This window comes from Rhodococcus ruber (assembly GCF_016804345.1).
GTDB lineage: Bacteria > Actinomycetota > Actinomycetes > Mycobacteriales > Mycobacteriaceae > Rhodococcus > Rhodococcus ruber.
The window spans coordinates 1323225-1346243 of the sequence record NZ_CP044211.1; the positions used below are offsets into that span (position 1 = coordinate 1323225).

Sequence of the window (23019 nt, forward strand, 5' to 3'; positions counted from 1 at the left end):
GGAAAGTCGATGACCGTCCCACTCAGCATAGGAGCCGTCGGACCGAGCGAACGGGCCTTTCCTGCGGAGATCAGCGATACATTCGCTCGGGTGGGTGGCGTTGTGAGGAGCCGCGAGGAGAGGAACGGGACATGACGGATACGGTGCAGACCGGAGCGGGCGCGGTCCGGGGGACGGTCGTCGACGGGGTGTGGGCGTTTCTGGGCATCCCGTACGCGGCGGCCCCGGTGGGACCGGCGAGGTTCGCCGCTCCGGCACCGGTACCCCGGTGGGAGGGGGCGCGTGACGCCACCGTACCCGGCCCCACCTGTCCGCAGTCGCCGTACGCCGCGCCCGCGGCCGCGTTGCTCGGCAACGTCATCGAGCCCGGCGACGAATGCCTGAACCTGTCGGTGTGGACCCCGGACCCGGGTGCCTCGGCACTGCCGGTGATGGTGTGGATCCACGGCGGCGCATTCACCCGCGGCTCGAACCGGATCGAGAGCTACGACGGGCGTGCCTTCGCGCGCGACGGGGTGGTGCTGGTGTCGGTCAACTACCGGCTCGGAGTCCCCGGGTTCCTTTCGCTCGACGGCGCGCCGGACAACCGAGGCCTGCTCGACCAGATCGCCGCGCTGCGCTGGGTGCAGGACAACATCCGGGCGTTCGGCGGCGACCCCGGCAACGTGACGGTGTTCGGCGAGTCGGCCGGCGGCATGAGCGTGGCCGCGTTGCTCGCCTCGCCCGCCGCGACGGGCCTGTTCCACCGCGCCGTCGTGCAGAGCGGCAATGCCACCGCGGCCGCGGACGTCGAGGACGCGCGCCGGGTGACGGCCGTCCTCGCCGGCAACCTGGGGGTGCCGGCCACCGCCGCGGCATTCGGTGCCCTCGACCCCGGCCGCCTGCAGTCCGCGCAGGACGATCTCGGTCTCGAACTGGCACAGAATCCGGATCCGGCCCGGTGGGGTGAGTCGGTGGTGCAGCGCGGACTGGGGGTGATGAGCCTGTTCCCCACGATCGACGGTGAGGTGCTTCCGTCGCTGCCGATCGACGCGCTCGCCGCGGGGGCAGGCACGGATGTGCCGGTGCTGGCCGGAACGACCACCGACGAGTTCCGGTTCTTCCTGGTGCCGACCGGCATCGCCGCGGTGATCACCGGTGACACCCTTCCGTTCGTCCTGCACCGGTACGGGATCGATCCCGCGATCGCCGATCTGTACGCCGGTCACCGTCCCGGGGCCAGTCCCGGGGACGTGCTCGCCGCGATCCTCACCGACTACGCGTTCCGGTCGGGCACCGTCGCCCTCGCGGACGCGATCGTCCGCGGCGGTGGAACGGCCCGGTTGTACGAGTTCGCGTGGCCGAGCCCGGTTCAGGACCTGCGGGCGTGCCATGCGCTCGAGATCGCGTTCGTCTTCGACCGTCTCGACGTCGCCCACCGGCTCACCGGAGACCGGCCCCCGCAGTCGCTCGCCGACGAGATGCACCGCGCCTGGGTGCAATTCGCGACCACCGGAGATCCCGGGTGGGCACCGGTCGGTGCCTCGCGACCGGTCCGGGTGTTCGGGGGCGAGGGCGATCCGGTGGTGGTGGACCCGCGGTCCGACGAGCTGGCGTGCTGGATCGGGTGACGCCCCGGCCGGATCCGGACGACGGTGCGTCCCGCCGCCCGTGGCCGAATGTCACATCGGTTCGGTCAGATCGACGCGATGTGACATTCGGCCGCCCGCCCCCGTTTCCGGGTGCCGACCGCCGAGTGCCCCTACCGGTCGGTGCCGGCGACGAGCTGCTCGACACGCTCGTGGAAGATCCGCCAGCGACGCTCGTTCTCGTGTGTGAGCACGGCGCTGTGGGCGGCGAGATCCGAGGCGTGGTCGAGCATCTCCGCGGCCGAGAAGAGGTAGCGCGGGGCAATACGGTCGGCGGCGAGGTCCGCCCGCAGTGCGGTGGGAGCGAAGTCCACCCGCTCGAGGATCGCGACCGCCCGGTCGAGGTGGCGGGCGACGAGTTCGGTCGTCGACGCGCACTGCCAGTCGTGGGAGACGATCCGGTGCCGTTCGGCGAGCAGGTCCGCCAGCTCCGGGTATGTGAGCAGTGCCTCGAGCATGTCCCAGGCCGTCGCCATGGCGGACGCGAGCCACTGCCCGGTCGTCCGGCTCGCCTCGGCGAGTGCGCGCAGGTCGGTCTTCAGCCGGGTGATCTCCGCCGGTTCGCCGCCGCCCTCCATGAACAGGATGCCGAGCGTCTCGGTGGCGCGGTCGTCGTTGAGGTCGGGTGCCCCGGCGAACGGGCTCGGCGACGTGTCGTCGGCCGGTGCGACCACCGACCACCGCTCGGCGAGGGCCTTCAGGGCACGGGAGCTGCGCTGGAGCCGGATCACGTCGTGATAGGGCGATTCGGAATAGAACTTCTCGTGCTCGCGGTGGAAGCGGGCGAGGTTGCGCACCGTGAGCAGCAGCGGGTCCGGCTCGGACTGCATGCGTCGAGCGTGACACAGCGCGACGCGGCGCCGCCGGGGAATCGACGACTCCCGGCAGCACCGCGTCGGCCTCGCCCGGGCCGGCTCAGCGCGGGCTGAACCGCCGCAGCCGCAGGCTGTTGCTCACCACGAACACCGAACTGAACGCCATCGCCGCCCCCGCGATCAGCGGGTTGAGCAGCCCGAGCGCCGCGAGCGGGAGGGCCGCGACGTTGTAGGCGAACGCCCAGAACAGGTTGCCCTTGATGGTGCGCAGCGTCGCGCGGGCGAGCCGGATCGCGTCGGGCGCGGCCCGCAGGTCGCCGCGCACGAGGGTCAGGTCGGAGGCCTCGATCGCGACGTCGGTGCCGGTGCCCATCGCGAGCCCGAGGTCGGCCTGGGCGAGGGCGGCCGCGTCGTTGACACCGTCGCCGATCATGGCGACGACCCGGCCCTCGTTCTGCAGCCTCGCAACCACGTCGACCTTGTCGGCGGGCAGGACCTCGGCGATCACCTCGTCGATGCCGACCTGCGCTGCGACGGTCTCGGCGGCACTGCGGTTGTCGCCGGTGAGCAGTACGGGACGCAGACCGAGTTCGCGCAGCTCCGCGATCGCCGCGGCGGAGGTGTCCTTGATCGTGTCGGAGACGACGACGACGGCCCGGATGCGTCCGTCCCAGGCGATCCACACCGGTGTGCGGCCCTCGGCCTCGGCGTCGTCGGCGCTGCGCCGCAGCGATTCGGGGGCGGTCAGCGACCACTCGTCGCGCAGCCACGACCGTCGGCCCGCGAGCACGGCGTGACCGTCGACGACACCGGAAACTCCTCGGCCACCGTGGTTCTCGAAGTTCTCCACGGGCGGGAGAGTGCCGGTGGCCGCGGCCCGCTCGGCGACGGCGCGCGCGATGGGGTGCTCGGAAGCGTGCTCGAGTGCCCCGGCCAGGCGCAGTGCCTCGCCGTCGTCCTCACCGTCGGCGGTGTGCACGGCCGCGACGGCCATGCGGCCGGTGGTGACGGTGCCCGTCTTGTCGAGCACGACGGTGTCGACGCGGCGGGTCGATTCGAGGATCTGCGGTCCCTTGATGAGGATGCCGAGCTGGGCGCCGCGACCGGTGCCGACGAGCAGCGCGGTCGGGGTCGCGAGACCCAGCGCGCAGGGGCACGCGATGATCAGCACCGCGACGGCCGCGGTGAACGCCGCTGTCACCGAGTTGCCGGTGAGCAGCCATGCGGCGAGGGTGAGCAGCGACAGTCCGATGACGATGGGGACGAACACCGCCGACACCCGGTCGGCGAGCCGTTGCACCTCGGCCTTGCCGTTCTGCGCCTCGGTCACCAGGCGTGCCATCTGGGCGAGCTGGGTGTCGGCGCCGACGCGGGTCGCGCGGACGACGAGGCGGCCCCCAGCGTTGACGGTGGCGCCGACGACCTGGTCGCCGGGCGCGACCTCGACCGGCACGGGTTCGCCGGTGAGCATCGACGCGTCGACCGCCGACGTGCCCGAGACGACGACGCCGTCGGTGGCGATCTTCTCCCCGGGCCGCACGACGAACCGGTCGCCGACGGCGAGTCGGCCGATCGGGATCCGGGTTTCGAGGTCACCGTCGCGTAGCACCGCGACGTCCTTGGCACCCATGTCGAGCAGTGCCCGCAGCGCCGCGCCCGACTGCCTCTTGGCGCGGGCCTCGAAGTAGCGTCCCGCGAGGATGAAGGTGGTGACGGCGGCGGCGACCTCGAGGTAGATGTGCGGCTCGGAGTCGCCGGTGGGCAGCAGATCGAACGACATGCGCATGCCGGTCATGCCGGCGTGCGTGAAGAACAGTGCCCACAGCGACCACAGGTAGGCGGCCGTGACGCCGACGGAGATGAGGGTGTCCATCGTGGCGGCGCCGTGCCGGGCGTTGGTCCAGGCGGCGCGGTGGAAGGGCAGCGCCCCCCACACGACGACGGGGGAGGCGAGCGTCAGGGTGAGCCACTGCCAGTTGTCGAACTGCAGGGCCGGGATCATCGACAGCAGTACCACCGGCACGGTGAGAACTGCGGAGACGGTCAGGCGCTGCCGCCAGGCCGCAGCCTCGTCCGGTTCGGGGGTGGCCTCGGTGGTCTCCTCGTCCCGAGGCGGCGCGGGCAGGGCGGCGGTGTAGCCGGTCGCCTCGACCGTCGCGACGAGGTCGTCGGGGGCGACCCCGTCCGCGTAGGCGACCTTGGCCTTCTCGGTCGCATAGTTCACGGTGGCGGTCACCCCGTCCATCCGATTGAGCTTCTTCTCGATGCGGGCCGCGCAGGAAGCGCAGGTCATGCCGCCGATCGAGAGTTCTACCTCGTGCACCATCTCGCCCGTGGTCATGGACGGGTCCCTTCTCGAGTCGACGGGTCGTCGCTGGGTCGCAGTGTCGTCGCAGTGTCGTCGCAGTTCACTGCGGGGCGAGGTGGTAGTCGCCGGCCTCGTCCAGCGCGGTGGCGACGGCGTCGTCGTCGAGGCCGTCGATGCTGGTCACGGTGACGGTGGAGACGCCGCCCGCGACGAGTTCGACGTGGACGTCCTCGACGCCGGGCAGGGCGCGCAGTTCCTCGGTGACGGCCCCGGCGCAGTGGCCGCAGGTCATGCCGACGACGGGGAAGGCCTGGGTGTTCATTCGGGGATCCTCACTGCTCGGTCCGGTCGGGTGGTCGGCGCAGCGGCAGCCGCCGGCCGTGTCGGTCAGGGGCAGGAGCCGGGTCATCGCGATCCTCCTCTGGTCGTGTGCTTCCTTTATACCCCCTAGGGGTATGACTCCGCCAGTCCGGGACGGTCCTTTCCCCGAGACTCCCGGAATCGTGCGTACCGCCCGGGCGGAGGCTCGGGTGGGCCCGCTCTATCCTGAGAAGCTCCGACAGGAACGACGCACGATGTGAGGCACCGAGGTGGACGACGAGACTTCGGCCCGCACCCTGTTCCCGGGGCCGGACCCCACCGCGACCGTACACCGCGACGCCGACTGGGCGGCGACCCAGCTGGGACCGATCGACACCTGGCCCCCCGAACTCACGGCGGCCGTGCGGACCGTCGTCCCGTCCCGGGTGCCCATGCTGCTGTGCTGGGGGCCGGAGCTGGTGCAGATCTTCAACGACGCCTTCCGGCCCCTGCTCGGGGAGAAGTTCCCGGCGGCGGCGGCCCAGCGAGCCGCCGAGTGCTGGGAAGAGATCTGGGACGTCATCGGGGCTCTCGTCACCCAGGCGCAGCGTGGGGAGCCGACCCTGTCGGAGCGGATGCAACTGTTCATGCACCGCTTCGGCTACACGGAAGAGACGTACTGGACGTTCTCCTACAGCCCCGTCCGCGCCGCCGACGGCACGGTCGCCGGCATCTTCGTCGCCACCACCGACGTCACCGAGCAGGTGCTCGCCGAGCGCCGGGCCGCCGTCCTGCGGGAACTCGGCCAGCTCGCGATGACGGAGACGGCCACCGCCCACGACGCCTGCCGGGCCGCGCTCGGTCTGCTCGGCGGTCACGAGGACGATCTGCCGTTCGGCAGTGCCCACCTGTGCTGCGAGGGGGTGATGGTGACGGTGGCCGAGTTCGGCGCCGCCCCCGGCGTCGTGTCGGACCTGTCGGAAGTGATCGCACGGGTGGCCGGGTCCGGCAAGGCCGAGGCCGTCGCGGACCTCGGTCCCGACCGCGACACCGCGGTGGTCCTGCCCCTCCCGGTCTCCGGGGGCGGCCCGGCCGGTGCACTCGTCCTCGGAACGAGCCGGTTCCGCGAGCTCGACGAGCAGTACCGGGTGTTCCTGGACATGGTCGCGGTCCGCGTGTCCACGGCGCTGTCCGATGCGCAGGCCTACGAGGCCGAACGCCGGCGAGCGGCCGAGCTCGCCGAGCTCGACGCCGCCAAGAGCCGGTTCTTCGAGAACGTCAGCCACGAGTTCCGCACCCCGCTGACCCTGCTCCTCGGCCCGCTGCAGACCCTGCTCGACGAGCACACCGCCGCGTTGCCTCCCGCCCAGGTCGCCGCCGTGGCCGCGGCGCGGCGGGCCGCACTGCGTCTGCAGCGGCTCGTCGACATGCTCCTCGACGTCGCCCGGGGCGACGCCGGCCGGCTCGCCGCGCACAGCGAGCCCACCGACATCGTCGCGGTGACGCGCGACGGAGCCGAGCTGTTCCGGGACGCGGCGGACCGTGCGGGGCTCGCCCTCGAGGTCGACGTCGACGATGTGCCGAGCCGGTACGTGGCCATCGACCGCACGATGTGGACACACATCGTGCTGAACCTGTTGTCCAACGCGATCAAGTTCACCCAGGCGGGATCGGTCTCGGTGACCCTGCGGGGTGACGGGGCGAACCTGGTGCTGCGCGTCGCAGACACGGGCACGGGCATCGCGGAGGCCGAGCGCGGCAAGATCTTCGACCGCTTCTACCAGATCGGCGACCGGTCCGGCCGCAGCCGCGAGGGGTCGGGCATCGGACTGTCCCTCGTCGCGCAGTTCGTCGCCGCCCTGGGTGGTTCGGTGTCCGTCGACGACGTCGCCCCGCACGGGACGGTGTTCACGGTGACGGTGCCCGCGGTGCCGAGCTCCCAGCCGGCGCCCGGCGCCGCGGACGACGTCGTGGCTTCGGCGGGCGCGGCGTACCTGGGAGAGGTCGAGGCGTGGCGGCCCGTCGCGGTGCCCGCAGCCGGCCCGCGCGAGGGACAACCGTGCATCCTCCTCGTCGAGGACAACGCGGACATGCGTGACCACCTTCTCGGTCTGCTCACGGCCCAGGGCTGGCACGTCGACGCCACGGCCGACGCCGAGTCCGCGCTCGAGCGGATCCGGGCCGAGCTTCCCGACCTGCTCCTCACCGACGTCATGCTGCCGGGGCGGAGCGGGTTGTCGCTCCTGCAGGACGTGCGCGACGACGAACGGCTGGCGCGGCTTCCGGTGATCCTGCTCACGGCCCGGGCCGGATCGGAGTCCGCCGTCGAGGGACTGCGAGCCGGTGCCGACGACTACGTCGTCAAGCCGTTCCATCCCAGCGAGCTCACGGCGCGGGTCCGGGTGCACCTGGAGATGTCGCGGCTACGGGAGGAGCTGCTCGCCGCGAGTGCGCACGAGGCCGCCTCGCTCCGGATCGCTTTGGATACCCGGAGTGTCACGAGCCGCGCCGTCGGCCTGCTCATGGCAGCGCACCGGGTCGACGCGGACACCGCATTCGCGCAGCTGTCGGCGATGTCCCAGGCGACGAACGTGAAGGTCCGTACGCTCGCGGCCGAGATCGTCGAGAACTTCACGGCGTCGCTCGCCGAGCCGCCGCCTCCGCAGCCGTGACGGACCTGCCCGCGTGCGGCCCTGCCGATTCCGGGTCGCCCGGGGTCGGCCGGTAAACTGCGGGGCGTCCGGTGTCCGTCCCCGGGCGCCAGCACTACTACCGAGGAGCAGCACGTGGCTCGTGTCGTCGTCGAAGTCATGCCCAAGGCCGAGATTCTCGATCCGCAGGGCCAGGCCATTGTCGGGGCGCTGTCGCGACTGGGCTTCGCGGGCGTGTCCGACGTCCGTCAGGGAAAGCGCTTCGAGCTCGAGGTCGACGGCAGTGTCGGCGACGCCGAGGTCGAGAAGATCGCCGAGGCGCTGCTGGCCAACACGGTCATCGAGGACTGGACCGTGCGCCGGATCGACGGTGACGCATGAGTGCACGCGTCGGGGTCATCACCTTCCCGGGCACGCTCGACGACATCGATGCGGCCCGCGCCGTCGAACTCGCCGGCGGTGAGGCCGTCAGCCTCTGGCACGGCGACGCCGACCTGAGGGGAGTCGACGCGGTGATCGTGCCCGGTGGCTTCTCCTACGGCGACTACCTGCGCTGCGGCGCCATCGCGCGCTTCGCCCCCGTCATGGGCAAGGTCGTCGAGGCTGCTCGGGGCGGTATGCCGGTGCTCGGCATCTGCAACGGCTTCCAGGTGCTGTGCGAGGCCGGTCTGCTGCCGGGTGCCCTCACCCGCAACGAGGGCCTGCACTTCATCTGCCGCGATCAGTGGCTGAAGGTGGAGTCGAACAACACCGCGTGGACCACCCGTTACGAGGCCGGTGCCGAGATCCTGGTGCCCCTCAAGTCGGGTGAGGGCCGGTTCCAGGCTTCGGAGAAGGTGCTGGACGAACTGGAGGGCGAGGGCCGCGTGGTGTTCCGCTACGCCGGCGACAACCCGAACGGCTCCCAGCGCGGCATCGCGGGCATCTCGTCGGCGAACGGACGCGTCGTCGGTCTGATGCCGCACCCCGAGCACGCCACCGAAGCGCTCACGGGCCCCAGCGACGACGGGCTCGGCATGTTCTACAGCGTTCTCGACGCGGTCGTCTCCGCCTGACACCCGTTCGTAGGCAGGGTCAGGTCGAAGCGGGCGCCCCGCCCGGGTCCGTCGCTCGCGGCCGTGAGGTCGCCGCCGTGGGCGCGGGCGAGGCTGCGCGCAATGGTCAGGCCCAGGCCGCTGCCGCCGGGGCTGCGGGCCGGATCGACCCGGTGGAACCGCTCGAACACCGCGTCGAGCTGATCCGCGGGTATGCCGTCGCCCGTGTCGCGCACCCGCACCAGGACGGTCGCCCGGTCCGTGCGCTCGCACGTGACGACCACCCGGCCCCCGGCCGGCGTGTGCCGTAGGGCGTTCTCGAGCAGGTTCGTCAGGATCTGTGCGACCCGCTGCGGATCGAACCGGACCGGCGGCAGCACCTCGGGCGGTTCCGCCTCGAGTCCCACCTGCTTGTCGGCGAACCGCGGGGTCGCGGCCGACACCGACGCCGCCACCGTCGCGGCGAGGTCGCCCTCCTCGGGGTGCAGGTCGAGCGCGTGCTCGTCCGCGGCGGAGAGGTCGGACAGGTCCGACACGAGACGCCGCAATCGGTCGAGCTGATCGTGCATCACCTGCCACGAGGTGGCGTCGGCGGGCAGTACGTCGTCTTCGATGCCTTCGAGGTAGGCCTCGAGCGTCGCGACGGGGGTGCGCAGTTCGTGAGCGAGATCGTCGAGGAGCCGGCGTCGGGAGAGTTCGGTGGTGTAGAGACGGCCTGCCATGTCGGCGAAGGCGTTCTCGAGCCGGGCGAAGTCCGCGTCGCCGGACCGGGTGATCGGCACGTCGTAGCGGCCGCGGGCGACATGGCCCGTGGCCTCGACCAGCCGGCTCACCGGCGCGGTGATGCGGCGCATCAGGACGACGGACGTGATCGCGGCGGCCCCGAGCGCGACGGCCGCCCCGGCGGCGAGCGCGACCGCCCCGGCCTGCGCGAACGCCTCCTCGGTGTGCAGGCGCACCTGCGCGTTCTCCACACCCGCGTGGGCCAGGTGGTAGTGGAACAGCGGGGCGGCCACCAGCGTCGCGACCACGGTGAGTGTCGCCGCCCCGACGAGCAGCACGAGCAACTGCGCGATCAGCAGCCGCCCCCGCAGTCCCAGCCGGTTCACCCCGTGGCCTCCATCGCGTACCCGACTCCGCGCACCGTACGGACGAAGCGGGGGGCGGCGGCGTCGTCGCCGAGCTTGCGGCGCAGCGCACGGATGTGGACGTCGACGATGTGCTCGTCGCCGAACCAGTTCGGCCCCCACACCTCGTCGATGATCTGCCGCCGTGACAGCGCCGCCGACGGTCGATCCGAAAGTGCCAGCAGCACATCGAATTCCGTGCGTGTCAGCGCGACGGGTGCGTCGTCGACCGAGACGGTGCGCGACACCGGATCGACGACGAGCCCGCCGATGCGGCGCGGTGCCTCCGACGCGGTGCCGCTGCGGGGCCGGCGCAGCATCGCCCGTACCCGGGCGACGAGTTCCCTCGGCCCGAAAGGCTTCACGACGTAGTCGTCGGCTCCCACCGACAGGCCGATGACCTTGTCCACCTCGTCGCCCCGGGCGGTGAGCATGAGCACGTACGCGTCGGAGAACGTCCGCAGTTGCCGGCACACCTCGATCCCGTCGAAACCCGGGAGCATCAGGTCGAGCACGACGAGCACCGGATCCGTTCGCCGGGCGAGCGCGACGGCCGTCGGCCCGTCGTGGGCGAGTGCGACCTCGAAGCCCTCCCGTTCGAGATAGCTGGCCACCACCTTCGCCAGGGCTGCTTCGTCGTCGACTACGAGGATGCGCGGGCCGGGGGTGTGCACGCGGCCAGGGTACCCAGCGCTCACGGCCGCCCGTTCCTCGTCGCGGAGCGGGTGCGCGACCGGATGGCTCTGCCCGGCGACCGAGGGGGTGCCTCGCGTGCCGGGCATGCGGGTCATCGCCGCATCCGTCGCGGAGACCGCGCGTCCAGTTCGTCGCGCAGGGTCCGGTAGGTCTCGAGGTCGATCTCGCCGGAGGCGAGCCGCCGATCCAGGATCCGGCGGGCATCGTCGCCGGAATCCGGTGGTGCCGCGGCCCGGATCACCGCCCACACCACCACCCCGGCGAGCAACAGCCAGAACACACCCATCGCGAGGGCCGCGGCCCAGCCCGCGCCGCCGTACCAACCCATCATCGCGCACCTCCTGTGACGAGTGTGCGCGCCGCCGCATGTGGGCGGGCCCTGCGGACGATGAAGTTTCGATGAAGGACCGGCCGGGCCAGGGCCTGCGGCACCGGACCCGGCCGATGCGACGAGTACGTTCGAATCATGTTGTGGAACAAGAGAGTAGTAGCGGCGGCGGCAGCGGTGCCGCTGGCTGTGGTGATCGCGGCGTGTGGCAGCGACGAGCCGCAGCAACAGGCAGGGACGTCGGCCCCGGGCACGTCCCAGACCTCGGCTCCGGCCGCGCAGGCGCAGTTCGCCGACGCGGACGTCGAGTTCCTGCAGGAGATGTACCCCCATCACGCGCAGGCCGTGCAGATGGCCCAGGCCGTGCCCGAGCGCAGCGAGGATCCGCAACTGATCGACCTCGCCGCCCGCATCGAGGCCGCCCAGGAACCCGAGATGGAGCAGATGGAGTCGCTGCTCGCGGAGTGGGGGCAGGAGGCACCGGACGAGGACGGGATGGGGCACGGCGGCATGGGGATGCCCGGCGGCATGCCGGGAATGATGTCCGACGACGAGTGGGATTCCATGATGGGGGCCCGCGGCATGGACTTCGACCGCATGTGGCTGACCATGATGATCGCCCATCACGAGGGTGCGATCGAGATGTCGCAGACCGAGCTGGCCGAGGGAGTGAACCCGGAGGCGCGGCAACTCGCCGAGTCGATCATCGCGACACAGCAGGCGGAGATCGACGAGATGCGCGCCATGCTCGAGCAGTAGTTCCACCGCCGTGACCGAATCGTGACCGCCCCAATCCTTCCATTGATACCCCCTGGGGGTATCAATGGAAGGGTCCACGGAAACGGAAACGGATCGAGGCGAAAGCCATGACACAGCTCGCACACCACGGACACGGGGCCCACACCGCGCCACCCGGAGGGAACGACACCGGGCGCAGCCGGGACCGGCACGCCGGTCACGGGCCGCACGGTGAGATCTTCCGGCGCAGATTCTGGGTGAGCCTGGTCCTCGCGGTTCCGATCGTGGTCTTCAGCGCCATGTTCGCCGACCTGCTCGGCTACCCGCTGCCCGACGCCGCGTGGGCCGGATGGGTCTCGCCCGTCCTGGGCACGGTCGTCTTCGTCTACGGCGGCAGCCCCTTCCTCGTCGGCGGGTGGAACGAGCTGCGCGACCGCCGGCCCGGAATGATGCTGCTCATCGCCATGGCCATCAGCGTCGCGTTCGCGGCGTCCTGGGTGACCACGCTCGGACTGGGCGGGTTCGACCTCGACTTCTGGTGGGAACTGGCGCTGCTGATCGTGATCATGCTGCTCGGGCACTGGCTCGAGATGCGGGCGCTGGGCTCGGCGTCGCGCGCGCTCGACGCCCTGGCCGCGATGCTGCCCGACACGGCCGAGAAGGTGACCGCGGACGGCGTGGTGCCGGTCCCGCTCGGCGACCTCACCGTCGGCGATGTCGCCCTGGTGCGGGCCGGTGCGCGCGTCCCGGCCGACGGGACGGTCGTCGACGGCCGCGCCGAGGTGGACGAGTCGATGATCACCGGTGAGTCCCGCGCCGTGCCCCGCGCCGTCGGCGACACCGTCGTCGCCGGCACGATCGCCACCGACAGTGCACTGCGCGTGCGCATCACCGCGGTGGGGGAGGACACCGCGCTCGCCGGCATCCAGCGCATGGTCGCCGACGCGCAGGCCTCGTCCTCCCGAGCCCAGGCGCTCGCGGACCGGGCCGCCGCCTTCCTCTTCTACTTCGCCACCCTCGCCGGTGTCCTCACCTTCGCCGTGTGGACGCTGCTCGGCAACCTCGACGAGGCCGTCGTCCGTACCGTCACGGTCCTGGTCATCGCGTGCCCGCACGCGCTGGGCCTGGCCATTCCGCTCGTCATCGCGATCTCGACCGAGCGCGCCGCCCGCGCCGGCGTACTCGTCAAGGACCGGCTGTCGCTCGAGCGGATGCGCGGCGTGGACGTCGTCCTGTTCGACAAGACCGGGACCCTCACCCAGGGCCGGCACGTCGTCACCGACGTCGTCGCCACCGCCGGCACCACCGAGGACGACCTGCTGGCCCTGGCGGCCGCCGTCGAATCCGACAGCGAGCACCCCGTCGCCCGCGCCGTCGTTGCCGCCGCCGGAGGCCGGGCCGCGGTGCCGGCGAAGGACTTCCGGTCCCTGCCCGGACGCGGGGTGCGAGCCGTGGTGGACGGGGCCACCGTGTTCGTCGGCGGTCCGGCCGTCCTCGCGGACCTGGGGGCGCACGTTCCCGCCGACGTCGAGGCCGCGACCGGACCCTGGATCGCGCGCGGGGCGTCGGTGCTGCACGTCGTGCGCGACGGTGCTGTGCTCGGGGCCGTCGCGCTCGAGGACGCGGTGCGCGAGGAGTCGCGGCAGGCGATCGACGCCCTGCACGCACGCGGAGTGAAGGTCGCCATGATCACCGGGGACGCGCTCCAGGTGGCCGACGCCGTCGCCGCCGACCTCGGTATCGACGAGGTGTTCGCGAACGTGCTGCCCGAACACAAGGACGCGAAGGTCGCCGAGCTGCAGGCCCGCGGGCACCGCGTCGCGATGGTCGGCGACGGCGTCAACGACGCGCCGGCCCTGGCCCGCGCCGACGTCGGCATCGCCATCGGCGCGGGCACCGACGTCGCCGTCGAGTCGGCCGGGGTGGTCCTGGCCGCCGACGACCCGCGTGCCGTGCTGTCGGTGATCGCCCTGTCGCAGGCGAGTTTCCGCAAGATGTGGCAGAACCTGGTCTGGGCCACCGGGTACAACATCGTCGCGGTGCCGCTCGCGGCCGGTGTGCTGGCCTTCGCCGGGGTGGTGCTGCCGCCCGCGGTCGCCGCGGTGCTCATGTCGGTGTCCACGATCGTCGTGGCGCTCAACGCGCAGTTGCTGCGCCGGTTGGAGCTGGATCCGGCGAAGATCGCAGCCGGGAGCTGACCCGATCGTCGTCCGGCGTGGCGAGAGAACATGACGAGAAAGGGACCCCGTCGCCGTCCCGATCGGCGGCGGGGCCCCTTCTTCTCCGGTCCGGAGCGGCCCCCAACCGGCTCCGGCCGGCACTGCCGAATCCCCCGATCGGCCGTGCCGGGCACCACTATGCCGCATGTCGCGGTCCGTGTCTCGAGTAGCATTACGCATCTTTCCCCGGGGCTGTCCGGCCTCGGGGCTGTCCGGCCGCCGGGGCGGAACGTGCCCGAGCGCAGCGGTCCGCCGCGAATTCCGCCTTTCCGGGCACGGGAACGTCCCGGCGTGTCACGCTCGAACCATGAAGACTCGGACTGCTGTGGTGGCGGCGGTCGCCGCCCTCTTCCTCCTCACCTCCTGTGGATCCGACGACGAGACGTCGGCGCCGGCGAGCACGACCCGCCCGGCCGGCAGCGTCGCCTCCAGCGTCGTCGAACGTGCCGTCGACGCGGCGAAGCTGGGGACGTTCGTCGCGACGTTCCGGACGGGATACCCGAACCTGGCCGACGGCAGGGACGATGCCTCCATCGAGGCGATCGTCACCGAAACCTGTCCGTTGATCGACGACGGTGCGAGCGACGAGGAGATCCGCGACAACGTCGCCGAACTGTCCACCAACGGTGCGGTCGCCCCCACCGATCAGCAGGTGGACCGCATCACCCAACTCGTTCGCGCCGCCTGCTGACGGCGTACCCGGTGCCGTTGCGGCGCAACGTTGTCGGCCCCGTCCGTTACCGTCCCGGCCATGGCACTGAACATCGGCATGATCACCTTCGACAGCGCCGACCCCGGTCCGCTCGCCACGTGGTGGGCCGAACAGACCGGCGGCCGGATCGAACAGGACAACGAGGGCTGGTTCTTCGTCGTCGGAATGCCCGGCACTCCACAGAAACTCGGGTTCCAGAAGGTTCCGGATCCGATGCCGGGCAAGAACCGGATCCACCTGGACCTGGTGGCGCCCGACCTCGACGCCGAGGTGAGCCGGCTCGTCGAGGCGGGTGCGAGCGAGGTGCACCGCCAGGACATGGGCGGGTTCCGGTGGGTGACGCTCGCCGACCCGGACGGCAACCAGTTCTGCGTGGCGAGCACCCCCTGAGGTCTGTCGGAAGAGCGTCGAGGTTCTCCGGAAGAGCGTTGACGTCTCACCCTTCTCGGGGCGGCACGCCCATCGAGGCGGCATGCTCGCGCAGGTACTCGCGCAGGTAGGGCATGGTGAAGTCGAGCCGGCCGTAGCCGGCGGGTTCGACGAGTTCGGCGTTGATCAACCGGAGCCGGTACTGGCTGGCGTAGGTGCCGTTCACGCCGAGGCGTCGTGCGACGTCGCCGATCCGGCTGGGACCGTCGTCGACCGCCATGGCGACGAGGAAGCTGCGGTCGATCTGCGACAGATCGGCCAGGCTCGGCTCGAGCACGAGCGAGCCGATCCGCCGGCGGGCGGCCGCGATGCCGTCGGCGACATCCTCGGCGGTGATGTGTTCCCGGTCCGGACGGCGGCGCCACACGTTGTGGCCCACCAGCTGGATCAGGAAGGGATATCCGCCGGTGGCGGCCGCGGCCGTGCGGCACTGCTCGTCCGCGATCGAGCGTCCCGACTCCTCGACGGGGACGCGGATCGCCTCGGCGACGTCGTCGAGGGACACGGGGCCGAGGACGTGCCGGTCGGCGCGGCGCAGGAACGTGACGACGTCGTCGCTCAGCAGGTCGCTCACCGCGGCCGGGAGGCCGGCGCCGACGAACGCCAGCTCCCGCTCCTCCCGGAACGCGTGCTGGACGACGGCGCCGAGCTCGCGCAGGTCGCCACTGCGCCGGCGGTGCATCTCGTCGACGCTGATCAGCAGCCCGGTGCCGTGGCCGGCCAGGATGCCGGTCAGCTCCTCGAGCTGCCGGCGCAAGCCGGCCTCGGGCCGGCCCTCCGCGACGTCGGTCCAGCTCACCGAGACCCCGGCGACGGACCCGCCGGTCAGCCGGCGCCGGGCCGGTGGGTCGCGATGCTCGTGCAGCAGCCGGGGCAGGTGCTCGCGGGTGAGCCGGTCGACGAGCCCGGGGGTGGCGGTCTCGGAGATCACCAGCCAGCCCCGGCGGCGGGCCTGCTCCTCGGCCTGGTTGAGCATCACGGTCTTCCCGACCCCGCGTGCACCGGTGTAGAGGGTGGCGCGTCCGGGCGCGCCCGGACCGTCGTCGAGCGAGGCGCCGAAGTCCTCCACCAGGTCGCCGCGCCCCACGAGCAGGGGCGGCGTCACCCCGAACGACGGTCTGAACGGGTTCCGCACCCGGCCAGCGTAGCCGGATTTTTAGCTCCTTTTAGTTCTTTTGGTGCTTTTAGCGGTGTATAGCGGTGCGGGCGGTGCGAGGATGCACCCATGCCTACGACCACCGCCGCCGACGCCCAGGGCCTGTGCAACTTCGTGGATCTGTCGCCGTCGCCGTTCCACGTGTGCGCAACCGTCGCCGCCGCTCTCGCCGACGCGGGCTTCACGCAGCTCACCGAGACCGAGGTGTGGCCGAGCGAGCCCGGCCGCTACTACCTGCTGCGGGGCGGTTCGCTGATCGCGTGGAGCACCGAAGGCGCCGACGGCGACCCCGCCCGCCCGTTCCGGATCGTGGGCGGGCACACCGACAGCCCCAACCTGCGGGTCAAGCAGCATCCGGACCTCACCTCGGCGGGCTGGCAGCTGGTCGGCCTCGAACCGTACGGGGGAGCCTGGCTGAACTCGTGGCTGGACCGCGATCTCGGCATCTCCGGCCGGCTCACCGTACGGACCGGCACCGGGGCCGAGGACGTCCTCGTGCGCGTCGATCGGCCGATCCTGCGCGTGCCGCAACTCGCCATCCACCTGTCGGAGGACCGCAAGGGCGTGCAACTGGATCCGCAGCGCCACGTGAACGCCGTGTGGGGAGTGGGCACCGCGCCGCGGTCCTTCCTCGCCTTCCTCGCGGAGGCCGTCGAGGTGGAGGCCGACGCGATCCTGGGCTGGGAGCTGATGACCCACGATCTCGCCCCGTCCACCCTGATCGGGGCGGATGCGGACCTGCTCAGCGCGCCGCGCCTGGACAACCAGGGCACGTGCTACGCCGGGACCGCGGCGCTGCTCGCGGCCGTCGGCCACGTCGCCGGGAACGGTGGCCCGGCGCCGGTGCTCGCGCTGTTCGACCACGAGGAGGTCGGCAGCATGTCCGACCGCGGGGCGTTCTCCGACCTGCTGACCACCGTGCTCGAACGGATCGTGCTGGCCCGGGGCGGCGGCCGCGAGGACTTCCTCCGGGCGATGGCCGGCTCGGTGGTGGCCTCCGGAGACATGGCTCATGCCACCCACCCGAACTACCCCGACCGCCACGAGCCCGCCCACCGCATCGCGGTGAACGGCGGCCCCGTGCTCAAGGTCAACCAGAACCTGCGCTACGCCACCGACGCCGCCGGCGCCGCTGCCTTCGCGCTCGCCTGCGAGCAGGCCGGAGTGCCGTTGCAGCGCTACGTGCATCGCGCCGACCTGCCGTGCGGTTCGACGATCGGCCCCATCACCGCCTCCCGGACCGGACTGACGACCGTCGACGTCGGGGCCCCGCAGCTCGCGATGCACTCGGCGCGCGAACTCATGGGAACGAAGGACGTCACCGCGTACGCCCGCGCGCTCGAGGCGTTCCTCACTCCCCCCAACTGACCGGCACGGTGCGGCATCCGGTGCCAGACTGAGGGGACAACACGCCCGACCGCGAACGGTGGTGATCCTGTGACCGGCCCGTCGTTCCCCGACCATCTGCTGACCCTCGCCGAATGGGCGGAACTGCCCGAGTACGAACAGTTCCACGTCGAGGTCTGCGAGGGGGTCCTGTCGGCGTCGCCGCGGCCCGCGTACCTGCACCAGCACGTCGCGTTCGGGCTGGTCGCCCAGCTCGCCGACCAGCTGCCGAAGGAACTCGCCGTGCTCGGCGACGTGGAGGTGCTGCTCACCGAGACCCCGCTGACGGTGCGCTGCCCGGACGGCATCGTCGTCGACCGCGCACTGGTGGATGCCGATCCGGACCGCGCGACGGGGACCGACGTCCGGCTGGTGGTGGAGGTCATGGCCGAGGGCTCCGTCCGCACCGACCGCGTCACCAAGTTCTCCGAGTACGCCGAGGCCCGTATCCCCGTGTACTGGATGATCGACCTCGTCGAGCCCGCCACGCTCGGGGTGTTCGTGCTCGACGACGGGTGGTATCGCTACGAGGGCGAGTACACGGGCAAGGTGACGCTCCCGGTCGCGGGGCACCGCGTGAGCGTGGACCTCGACGCCTTGACGGCGGTGCGGCCGCCCCAGCGGTCCGCACCGGTGGACGGCGCCGGGCGTGCACCCGGATAGACTGGCCGCGGCAGCGCGCGCCCGGCCTGCCGTTTCGATCCCAGAGTGAAGGGACCCGACGCCCAGTGTCACCGCAGGTGGATACCGTCACCCACGCCGCCGAAACCCCCGAAGTCGCCCAGCCCTTCCGTGAGCTGGGACTGAAGGACGACGAGTACGCCCGCATCCGGGAGATCCTGGGCCGTCGTCCCACGGATGCCGAGCTGGCCATGTACTCGGTGATGTGGTCCGAGCACTGCTCCTACAAGTCCTCCAAGGTGCACCTGCGGTACTTCGGGGAGACCACCACCGACGAGATGCGGGCCTCCATGCTCGCGGGCATCGGTGAGAACGCCGGCGTCGTCGACATCGGCGACGGCTGGGCGGTCACCTTCAAGGTCGAGTCCCACAACCATCCGTCCTACGTCGAGCCGTACCAGGGTGCCGCGACCGGTGTCGGCGGCATCGTCCGCGACATCATGGCGATGGGTGCCCGTCCGATCGCGGTCATGGACCAGTTGCGCTTCGGCGCCGCGGACGCGCCCGACACCCGGCGCGTCGTCGACGGCGTGGTCCGCGGGATCGGTGGTTACGGCAACTCCCTCGGCCTGCCCAACGTCGGCGGCGAAACCGTCTTCGACGCCTCCTATGCCGGCAACCCCCTGGTCAATGCGCTGTGTGCCGGGGCGATGCGCACGGAGGACCTGCACCTGGCGTTCGCGTCGGGCACGGGCAACAAGATCATCCTGTTCGGCGCGCGCACGGGCCTCGACGGCATCGGCGGCGTGTCCGTCCTGGCGTCGGAGACCTTCGACGGTGACGAATCCGGTTCCGGACAGGAAGCCGGCCCCTCGAAGTCCCGCAAGAAGCTGCCGGCGGTGCAGGTGGGGGATCCGTTCACCGAGAAGGTGCTCATCGAGTGCTGCCTCGACCTCTACCGCGAGAAGCTCGTCGTCGGCATCCAGGACCTCGGCGGCGCCGGCCTCGCCTGCGCGACCTCCGAGCTGGCCGCCGCCGGCGACGGCGGCATGCACGTCGCGCTCGAGCGGGTTCCGATGCGCGCGACCGGCATGACCCCCGCCGAGGTGCTCTCGAGCGAGTCCCAGGAGCGCATGTGCGCCGTCGTGACCCCGGAGAACGTCGACGCCTTCATGGCCGTGTGCAAGAAGTGGGACGTGCTGGCCACCGTGATCGGCGAGGTCACCGACGGCGACCGGCTCGTCATCGACTGGCACGGTGAGACCGTCGTCGACGTGCCGCCGCGCACCGTCGCGCACGAGGGCCCGGTGTACCACCGCCCGGTGCAGCGCCCGGAGTCCCAGGACTCGCTCGTCGCGGACACCACTGCGGGGCTGAAGCGGCCGCAGACGCCCGAGGAACTGAAGGCGACCCTGCTGAAGATGATCGGCTCGCCGCAGCTGTGCAGCCGCAAGTGGATCACCGAGCAGTACGACCGCTACGTCCGCGGCAACACGGTGCTCGCCGAGCACGCCGACGCGGGCGTGATCCGCGTCGACGAGCAGACCGGCCGCGGGATCGCGCTCGCCACCGACGCTTCGGGCCGCTACACCCAGCTCGACCCGTACGCCGGCGCGCAGCTCGCCCTCGCCGAGGCCTACCGCAACGTCGCCGTCACCGGTGCCACCCCGAAGGCCGTGTCCAACTGCCTGAACTTCGGCTCGCCCGAGGATCCGGGCGTGATGTGGCAGTTCCAGCAGGCCGTGCGCGGTCTCGCCGACGGGTGCGCGCAGCTCGGCATTCCCGTCACCGGCGGCAACGTCAGCTTCTACAACCAGACCGGGGCCACTCCGATCCTGCCGACCCCGGTCGTCGCCGTGCTCGGCGTGATCGACGACGTGCACCGCCGCATCCCCACCGGCCTCGGCCTCGAGCCGGGCGAGACGCTCATCCTGCTGGGGGAGACCCGCGACGAGTTCGACGGCTCGATCTGGGCGCAGGTCGAGCACGATCACCTCGGTGGCGTCCCGCCGAAGGTCGACCTCGAGCGGGAGCGGCTGCTCGCCGAGATCCTCACCGCCGCCTCGCGCGACGGCCTGGTCTCCGCCGCCCACGACCTGTCCGAGGGCGGTCTCGCGCAGGCGGTCGTCGAGGCCGCGCTGGCCGGCGAGACCGGCTGCCGGATCCTGCTGCCGGAGGACGCGGACCCGTTCGTGACCCTGTTCTCCGAGTCCGCCGGCCGGGTGCTGGTGGCGGTGCCGCGCACCGAGGAGACCCGCTTCACCGGCATGTGCACGGCGCGCGACATGCCGTGGGTGCGGATCGGGGTCGTCGACGAGGGCTCCGACTCCGTCGAGGTGCAGGGTCTGTTCTCGGTCACGACGGCCGAACTGCGCGAGGTCTACGAGGGCACACTTCCGGCGTTGTTCGGGTGAGCGATGGTCGGTTCCCAGGTCGATCGGCTGGCGTCGATAGAGGCCCGGCAGGGCCGGATCATCGACGCGGTCACCGAATTCGGTGACCGCCACCCCCATACCGCCCAGGTGTGGGGGGCGCTGAGCCTGGATTTCACCGGCATCGCCTTCGCGGCCCTGTTCTTCTGCTGGTCGCTGACTCCGTCGCTGCTGCCTCGCGACTGGTTGTTCCAGGGGCTGATCGGCGGCATCAACGTCGCCATCGGCTACGGGGTGGGATGTGCCGTCGGCTGGGCCGGCAACCGGCTGCTGGCGAAGCGGCCGTGGTGGCCACCGCCGCTGCCCGTGCTGCGGGCGATCAAGGTGGCGGTCCCGGTCGCCGCCGTGCTCGCGTCGCTGGTGGCGCTGGTGTTCGCGTCGCGGCAGCAACGCCAGCTGGCCGCGCTGATGAACGCCGAGGGCACCACGACCAGCGGGTATCTGCGGACCCTGGTGCTCGCCGCCGCCGTCGCGCTCACCCTGATCGCCACCTGGCGCGGCCTGCGCGAACTCGCGGGGATCGTCGCGTGGCAGCTGGTGCGGCGTCTGCGCATACCGCCGGGGGCCGCGCGTTCGCTCGGTGCGCTGCTGGTGGTGCTGGTGGTGTTCATGCTCATCGACGGTGTGCTGGCCCGGGGCGCCTACGCGGGACTGAACTGGGTGTTCGGCATCCACAACAACGAGACCCGGCCGGGAGTCACGCAGCCGCTCGTGCCCGAGAAGTCCGGGAGCCCCGAGTCGTTCGCGGCGTGGGACACCCTCGGCTACCAGGGGCGCGACTTCGTCGGCCGAGGTCTCGACGCCGCCGAGCTGACCGCGATCAACGGTGTCCCGGCCCGGGAACCGATCCGGGTCTACGCGGGACTCGAGACCGCCGACACCCCCGAGGCGCGTGCCGACGTCGTGATCGACGAGCTCGAACGCACCGACGCGTTCGACCGCGAGGTGCTCGTGATCATCCCGACCACCGGAACGGGATGGGTCAATCCGACCGCGGCGATGATGATGGAGCTCGTCCACAACGGCGACGTCGCCCTCGTCGCGTGGCAGTACTCGTACATGCCGAGCTGGATCTCCTTCCTCGCCGACCGTGAGAAGGCCGCGGCCGCCGGCGACATGCTCATCGATCGGGTTCACAACCGGTGGCTCGCCCAGTCCGCCGAGCATCGGCCGGAGCTGTATGTGTACGGGGAGAGCCTCGGAACCCAGTCGGGGGAGGGCGCTTTCGGCACGGTTGCCGCGATCCGCGACACCGTCGACGGCGTCCTGTGGGTCGGCCCGCCCAACTCGAACCGCCTGTGGCGCCAGCTCGTCGACCGCCGAGACCCGGGCACGACCGAGGTCGAACCGGTGTACGCGGACGGCCTGGTGGTGCGCTTCGCCGACGACCGCGCGTCGATCGGGGAGCCCGACACCCCGTGGCTGTTCCCCCGGATCCTGTACCTGCAGCACGCGTCCGATCCGGTGGTGTGGTGGTCCCCGGACCTGATCGTCAGCCGGCCGGACTGGCTGTCCGAACCGCCCGGCCCCGACCGGCTTCCGCAGATGCGCTGGTTCCCGTTCGTGACCTTCTGGCAGGTCTCGGCGGATCTGACCAACGCCGCCGGGGTGCCCGACGGGCACGGTCACAACTACGGCACCACGGTGCTCGACGGCTGGATCGCGGTCACTGCGCCCGACGGCTGGACCGAGGCCGACACCGAGCGGGTGCGGTTCGCGCTGACCGTCATCGACGATCTGCAGGGACCGGAGAAGTGAGCCGGCCGGGACGGAGTCACCGCCGGCCGTGGCTCGGTCCGGCGGTCGCCGCGGCGGTCGTGGGCTGGGGCGCGGTGCTGCCGGCCACCCGGATCGGGCCGCGCGGGCGCGCCGTGCTCTCGGCGACCGTCGGCACCGCCGCGGTGTTCGCGGCCCGGGCCGCGGGCGTCGAGCGGGGCATGCTGGGACTGGATCCACGGCATCTCGTGTCCGGCGCGCGGTGGGGTCTGGCCGCCGCCGCCGTCCCGCTGGCCGCGTACGCAGGCATGCTCGCCGTCCCGTCGCTGCGGGCCCGGCTCGTCGACGAAGCCCGTGCCGAACGCGAGGACTTCTACGAATGGGTGGGGCTGCACATTCCGTTCGGCACCGTCGCCGCCGAGGAGCTGCTGTTCCGCAGCGTTCTCGCGGCGCTGCTCGGTCCGGGCACGGCGGGGTCCGGTCTGCACGCGGCGGCGTTCGGGCTGTGGCACGTGCAGCCCGCGCGGGACGCCGGTCATCACGTGCTCGGCACGGTGCTCGTCACCGGACTCTCGGCGGTGGTCTTCGACCGGCTGCGCCGCCGCAGCGGCAGCGTCCTCGCACCCGCCCTGCTGCACCTGGCACTCAACGTCGGCGGGGCCGTGGCGGTGCGGCTGGCGGGACTGCCCGCCGAGGACGACGACGCCGCCCGGCGTAGCTAGG

The 23019-nt window shown here is 71.8% G+C and carries 20 protein-coding genes; 13 read left to right on the plus strand and 7 right to left on the minus strand.

Going from position 1 to position 23019, the window contains the following annotated elements; all coding sequences use genetic code 11:
- Positions 1–131 precede the first annotated feature (131 nt).
- A complete protein-coding gene (locus F1734_RS06165) occupies positions 132–1610 on the plus strand; it encodes a carboxylesterase/lipase family protein (RefSeq protein ID WP_017680634.1) in 1479 nt (492 codons plus the stop codon).
- Positions 1611–1741: 131 nt separating this feature from the next.
- Here F1734_RS06165 and F1734_RS06170 read toward each other — a convergent pair whose 3' ends face one another.
- The 3 genes from F1734_RS06170 to F1734_RS06180 all read right to left on the minus strand — a co-directional run bounded on the left by F1734_RS06170 (position 1742) and on the right by F1734_RS06180 (position 5160).
- Positions 1742–2458 (minus strand): hypothetical protein, encoded by a 717-nt coding sequence (locus F1734_RS06170; protein WP_010593832.1) that lies wholly within the window; start codon positions 2456–2458, stop codon positions 1742–1744.
- An 85-nt stretch (positions 2459–2543) separates the two neighbouring features.
- Positions 2544–4784: a heavy metal translocating P-type ATPase gene (locus tag F1734_RS06175; protein ID WP_124259174.1), complete on the minus strand. Its 2241-nt coding sequence runs from the start codon at positions 4782–4784 to the stop codon at positions 2544–2546.
- A gap of 67 nt (positions 4785–4851) precedes the next feature.
- Positions 4852–5160: a heavy-metal-associated domain-containing protein gene (locus F1734_RS06180; protein ID WP_017680636.1), complete on the minus strand. Its 309-nt coding sequence runs from the start codon at positions 5158–5160 to the stop codon at positions 4852–4854.
- 181 nt (positions 5161–5341) lie between these two features.
- Between F1734_RS06180 and F1734_RS06185 the strand changes: the two genes are divergently transcribed.
- The 3 genes from F1734_RS06185 (at position 5342) to purQ (ending at position 8757) form a co-directional block, all read left to right on the plus strand.
- Complete coding sequence (locus F1734_RS06185; protein WP_203011436.1) at positions 5342–7723, plus strand: ATP-binding protein; 2382 nt, start codon at positions 5342–5344, stop codon at positions 7721–7723.
- A gap of 114 nt (positions 7724–7837) precedes the next feature.
- Positions 7838–8083 carry a phosphoribosylformylglycinamidine synthase subunit PurS gene (gene purS, locus F1734_RS06190; RefSeq protein WP_003936546.1) on the plus strand — a complete coding sequence of 82 codons (246 nt, stop codon included), beginning with the start codon at positions 7838–7840 and terminating at the stop codon, positions 8081–8083.
- Positions 8080–8757 carry a phosphoribosylformylglycinamidine synthase subunit PurQ gene (gene purQ / locus F1734_RS06195; RefSeq protein WP_203011437.1) on the plus strand — a complete coding sequence of 226 codons (678 nt, stop codon included), beginning with the start codon at positions 8080–8082 and terminating at the stop codon, positions 8755–8757. Before purS ends, purQ begins: the two co-directional genes overlap by 4 nt.
- On the opposite strand, the gene F1734_RS06200 is transcribed toward purQ, so the two are convergent.
- The 3 genes from F1734_RS06200 to F1734_RS06210 are packed head-to-tail and all read right to left on the minus strand — an operon-like array spanning position 8724 to position 10890.
- On the minus strand, positions 8724–9845 hold the full coding sequence (locus F1734_RS06200; RefSeq protein ID WP_010593837.1) for a sensor histidine kinase: 1122 nt from the start codon (positions 9843–9845) through the stop codon (positions 8724–8726). The two genes, purQ and F1734_RS06200, sit on opposite strands and share 34 nt — an antisense overlap.
- Positions 9842–10654 carry a response regulator transcription factor gene (locus tag F1734_RS06205; protein ID WP_017680638.1) on the minus strand — a complete coding sequence of 271 codons (813 nt, stop codon included), beginning with the start codon at positions 10652–10654 and terminating at the stop codon, positions 9842–9844. The genes F1734_RS06200 and F1734_RS06205 overlap by 4 nt, the downstream gene beginning before the upstream one ends.
- Positions 10651–10890, minus strand: a complete 240-nt coding sequence (locus F1734_RS06210; protein WP_010593839.1) for an SHOCT domain-containing protein — start codon at positions 10888–10890, stop codon at positions 10651–10653. The genes F1734_RS06205 and F1734_RS06210 overlap by 4 nt, the downstream gene beginning before the upstream one ends.
- 174 nt (positions 10891–11064) lie before the next feature.
- On the opposite strand from F1734_RS06210, the gene F1734_RS06215 reads away from it, so the two are divergent.
- The 4 genes from F1734_RS06215 to F1734_RS06230 all read left to right on the plus strand — a co-directional run bounded on the left by F1734_RS06215 (position 11065) and on the right by F1734_RS06230 (position 14946).
- The gene (locus tag F1734_RS06215; RefSeq protein WP_010593840.1) at positions 11065–11646 is read left to right on the plus strand and encodes a DUF305 domain-containing protein; all 582 of its coding nucleotides are present in this window, start codon (positions 11065–11067) and stop codon (positions 11644–11646) included.
- 107 nt (positions 11647–11753) lie between these two features.
- Positions 11754–13823: a copper-translocating P-type ATPase gene (locus tag F1734_RS06220; RefSeq protein WP_017680639.1), complete on the plus strand. Its 2070-nt coding sequence runs from the start codon at positions 11754–11756 to the stop codon at positions 13821–13823.
- A 346-nt stretch (positions 13824–14169) separates the two neighbouring features.
- Positions 14170–14535 carry a hypothetical protein gene (locus F1734_RS06225; RefSeq protein ID WP_010593842.1) on the plus strand — a complete coding sequence of 122 codons (366 nt, stop codon included), beginning with the start codon at positions 14170–14172 and terminating at the stop codon, positions 14533–14535.
- A gap of 60 nt (positions 14536–14595) precedes the next feature.
- Complete coding sequence (locus tag F1734_RS06230) at positions 14596–14946, plus strand: VOC family protein (protein WP_017680640.1); 351 nt, start codon at positions 14596–14598, stop codon at positions 14944–14946.
- 46 nt (positions 14947–14992) lie between these two features.
- Here the strand turns inward: F1734_RS06230 and F1734_RS06235 are convergent, their stop codons facing one another.
- Complete coding sequence (locus tag F1734_RS06235; protein WP_228287179.1) at positions 14993–16090, minus strand: ATP-binding protein; 1098 nt, start codon at positions 16088–16090, stop codon at positions 14993–14995.
- Between the two features lie 120 nt (positions 16091–16210).
- On the opposite strand from F1734_RS06235, the gene F1734_RS06240 reads away from it, so the two are divergent.
- From F1734_RS06240 to F1734_RS06260, 5 genes are all read left to right on the plus strand, one after another.
- Positions 16211–17509 (plus strand): M18 family aminopeptidase, encoded by a 1299-nt coding sequence (locus F1734_RS06240; protein WP_124259175.1) that lies wholly within the window; start codon positions 16211–16213, stop codon positions 17507–17509.
- Between the two features lie 69 nt (positions 17510–17578).
- On the plus strand, positions 17579–18190 hold the full coding sequence (locus F1734_RS06245; RefSeq protein ID WP_124259176.1) for a Uma2 family endonuclease: 612 nt from the start codon (positions 17579–17581) through the stop codon (positions 18188–18190).
- Positions 18191–18255: 65 nt separating this feature from the next.
- A complete protein-coding gene (gene purL, locus F1734_RS06250; protein WP_010593848.1) occupies positions 18256–20562 on the plus strand; it encodes a phosphoribosylformylglycinamidine synthase subunit PurL in 2307 nt (768 codons plus the stop codon).
- A gap of 3 nt (positions 20563–20565) precedes the next feature.
- A complete protein-coding gene (locus F1734_RS06255; protein WP_010593849.1) occupies positions 20566–22338 on the plus strand; it encodes an alpha/beta hydrolase in 1773 nt (590 codons plus the stop codon).
- The gene (locus F1734_RS06260) at positions 22335–23018 is read left to right on the plus strand and encodes a CPBP family intramembrane glutamic endopeptidase (RefSeq protein ID WP_048772588.1); all 684 of its coding nucleotides are present in this window, start codon (positions 22335–22337) and stop codon (positions 23016–23018) included. The genes F1734_RS06255 and F1734_RS06260 overlap by 4 nt, the downstream gene beginning before the upstream one ends.
- Position 23019: the final 1 nt, after the last annotated feature.

Bases quoted from the DNA above. Each gene is read 5' to 3' on its own strand.
- F1734_RS06255 (WP_010593849.1), top strand. From the start codon at position 20,566: ATGGTCGGTTCCCAGGTCGATCGGCTGGCGTCGATAGAGGCCCGGCAG.
- F1734_RS06205 (WP_017680638.1), bottom strand. From the start codon at position 10,654: ATGACCCGCATGCCCGGCACGCGAGGCACCCCCTCGGTCGCCGGGCAG.
- F1734_RS06210 (WP_010593839.1), bottom strand. From the start codon at position 10,890: ATGATGGGTTGGTACGGCGGCGCGGGCTGGGCCGCGGCCCTCGCGATG.
- F1734_RS06230 (WP_017680640.1), top strand. From the start codon at position 14,596: ATGGCACTGAACATCGGCATGATCACCTTCGACAGCGCCGACCCCGGT.
- purQ (WP_203011437.1), top strand. From the start codon at position 8,080: ATGAGTGCACGCGTCGGGGTCATCACCTTCCCGGGCACGCTCGACGAC.
- F1734_RS06170 (WP_010593832.1), bottom strand. From the start codon at position 2,458: ATGCAGTCCGAGCCGGACCCGCTGCTGCTCACGGTGCGCAACCTCGCC.
- F1734_RS06220 (WP_017680639.1), top strand. From the start codon at position 11,754: ATGACACAGCTCGCACACCACGGACACGGGGCCCACACCGCGCCACCC.
- F1734_RS06175 (WP_124259174.1), bottom strand. From the start codon at position 4,784: ATGACCACGGGCGAGATGGTGCACGAGGTAGAACTCTCGATCGGCGGC.
- F1734_RS06240 (WP_124259175.1), top strand. From the start codon at position 16,211: ATGCCTACGACCACCGCCGCCGACGCCCAGGGCCTGTGCAACTTCGTG.
- F1734_RS06165 (WP_017680634.1), top strand. From the start codon at position 132: ATGACGGATACGGTGCAGACCGGAGCGGGCGCGGTCCGGGGGACGGTC.
- F1734_RS06180 (WP_017680636.1), bottom strand. From the start codon at position 5,160: ATGACCCGGCTCCTGCCCCTGACCGACACGGCCGGCGGCTGCCGCTGC.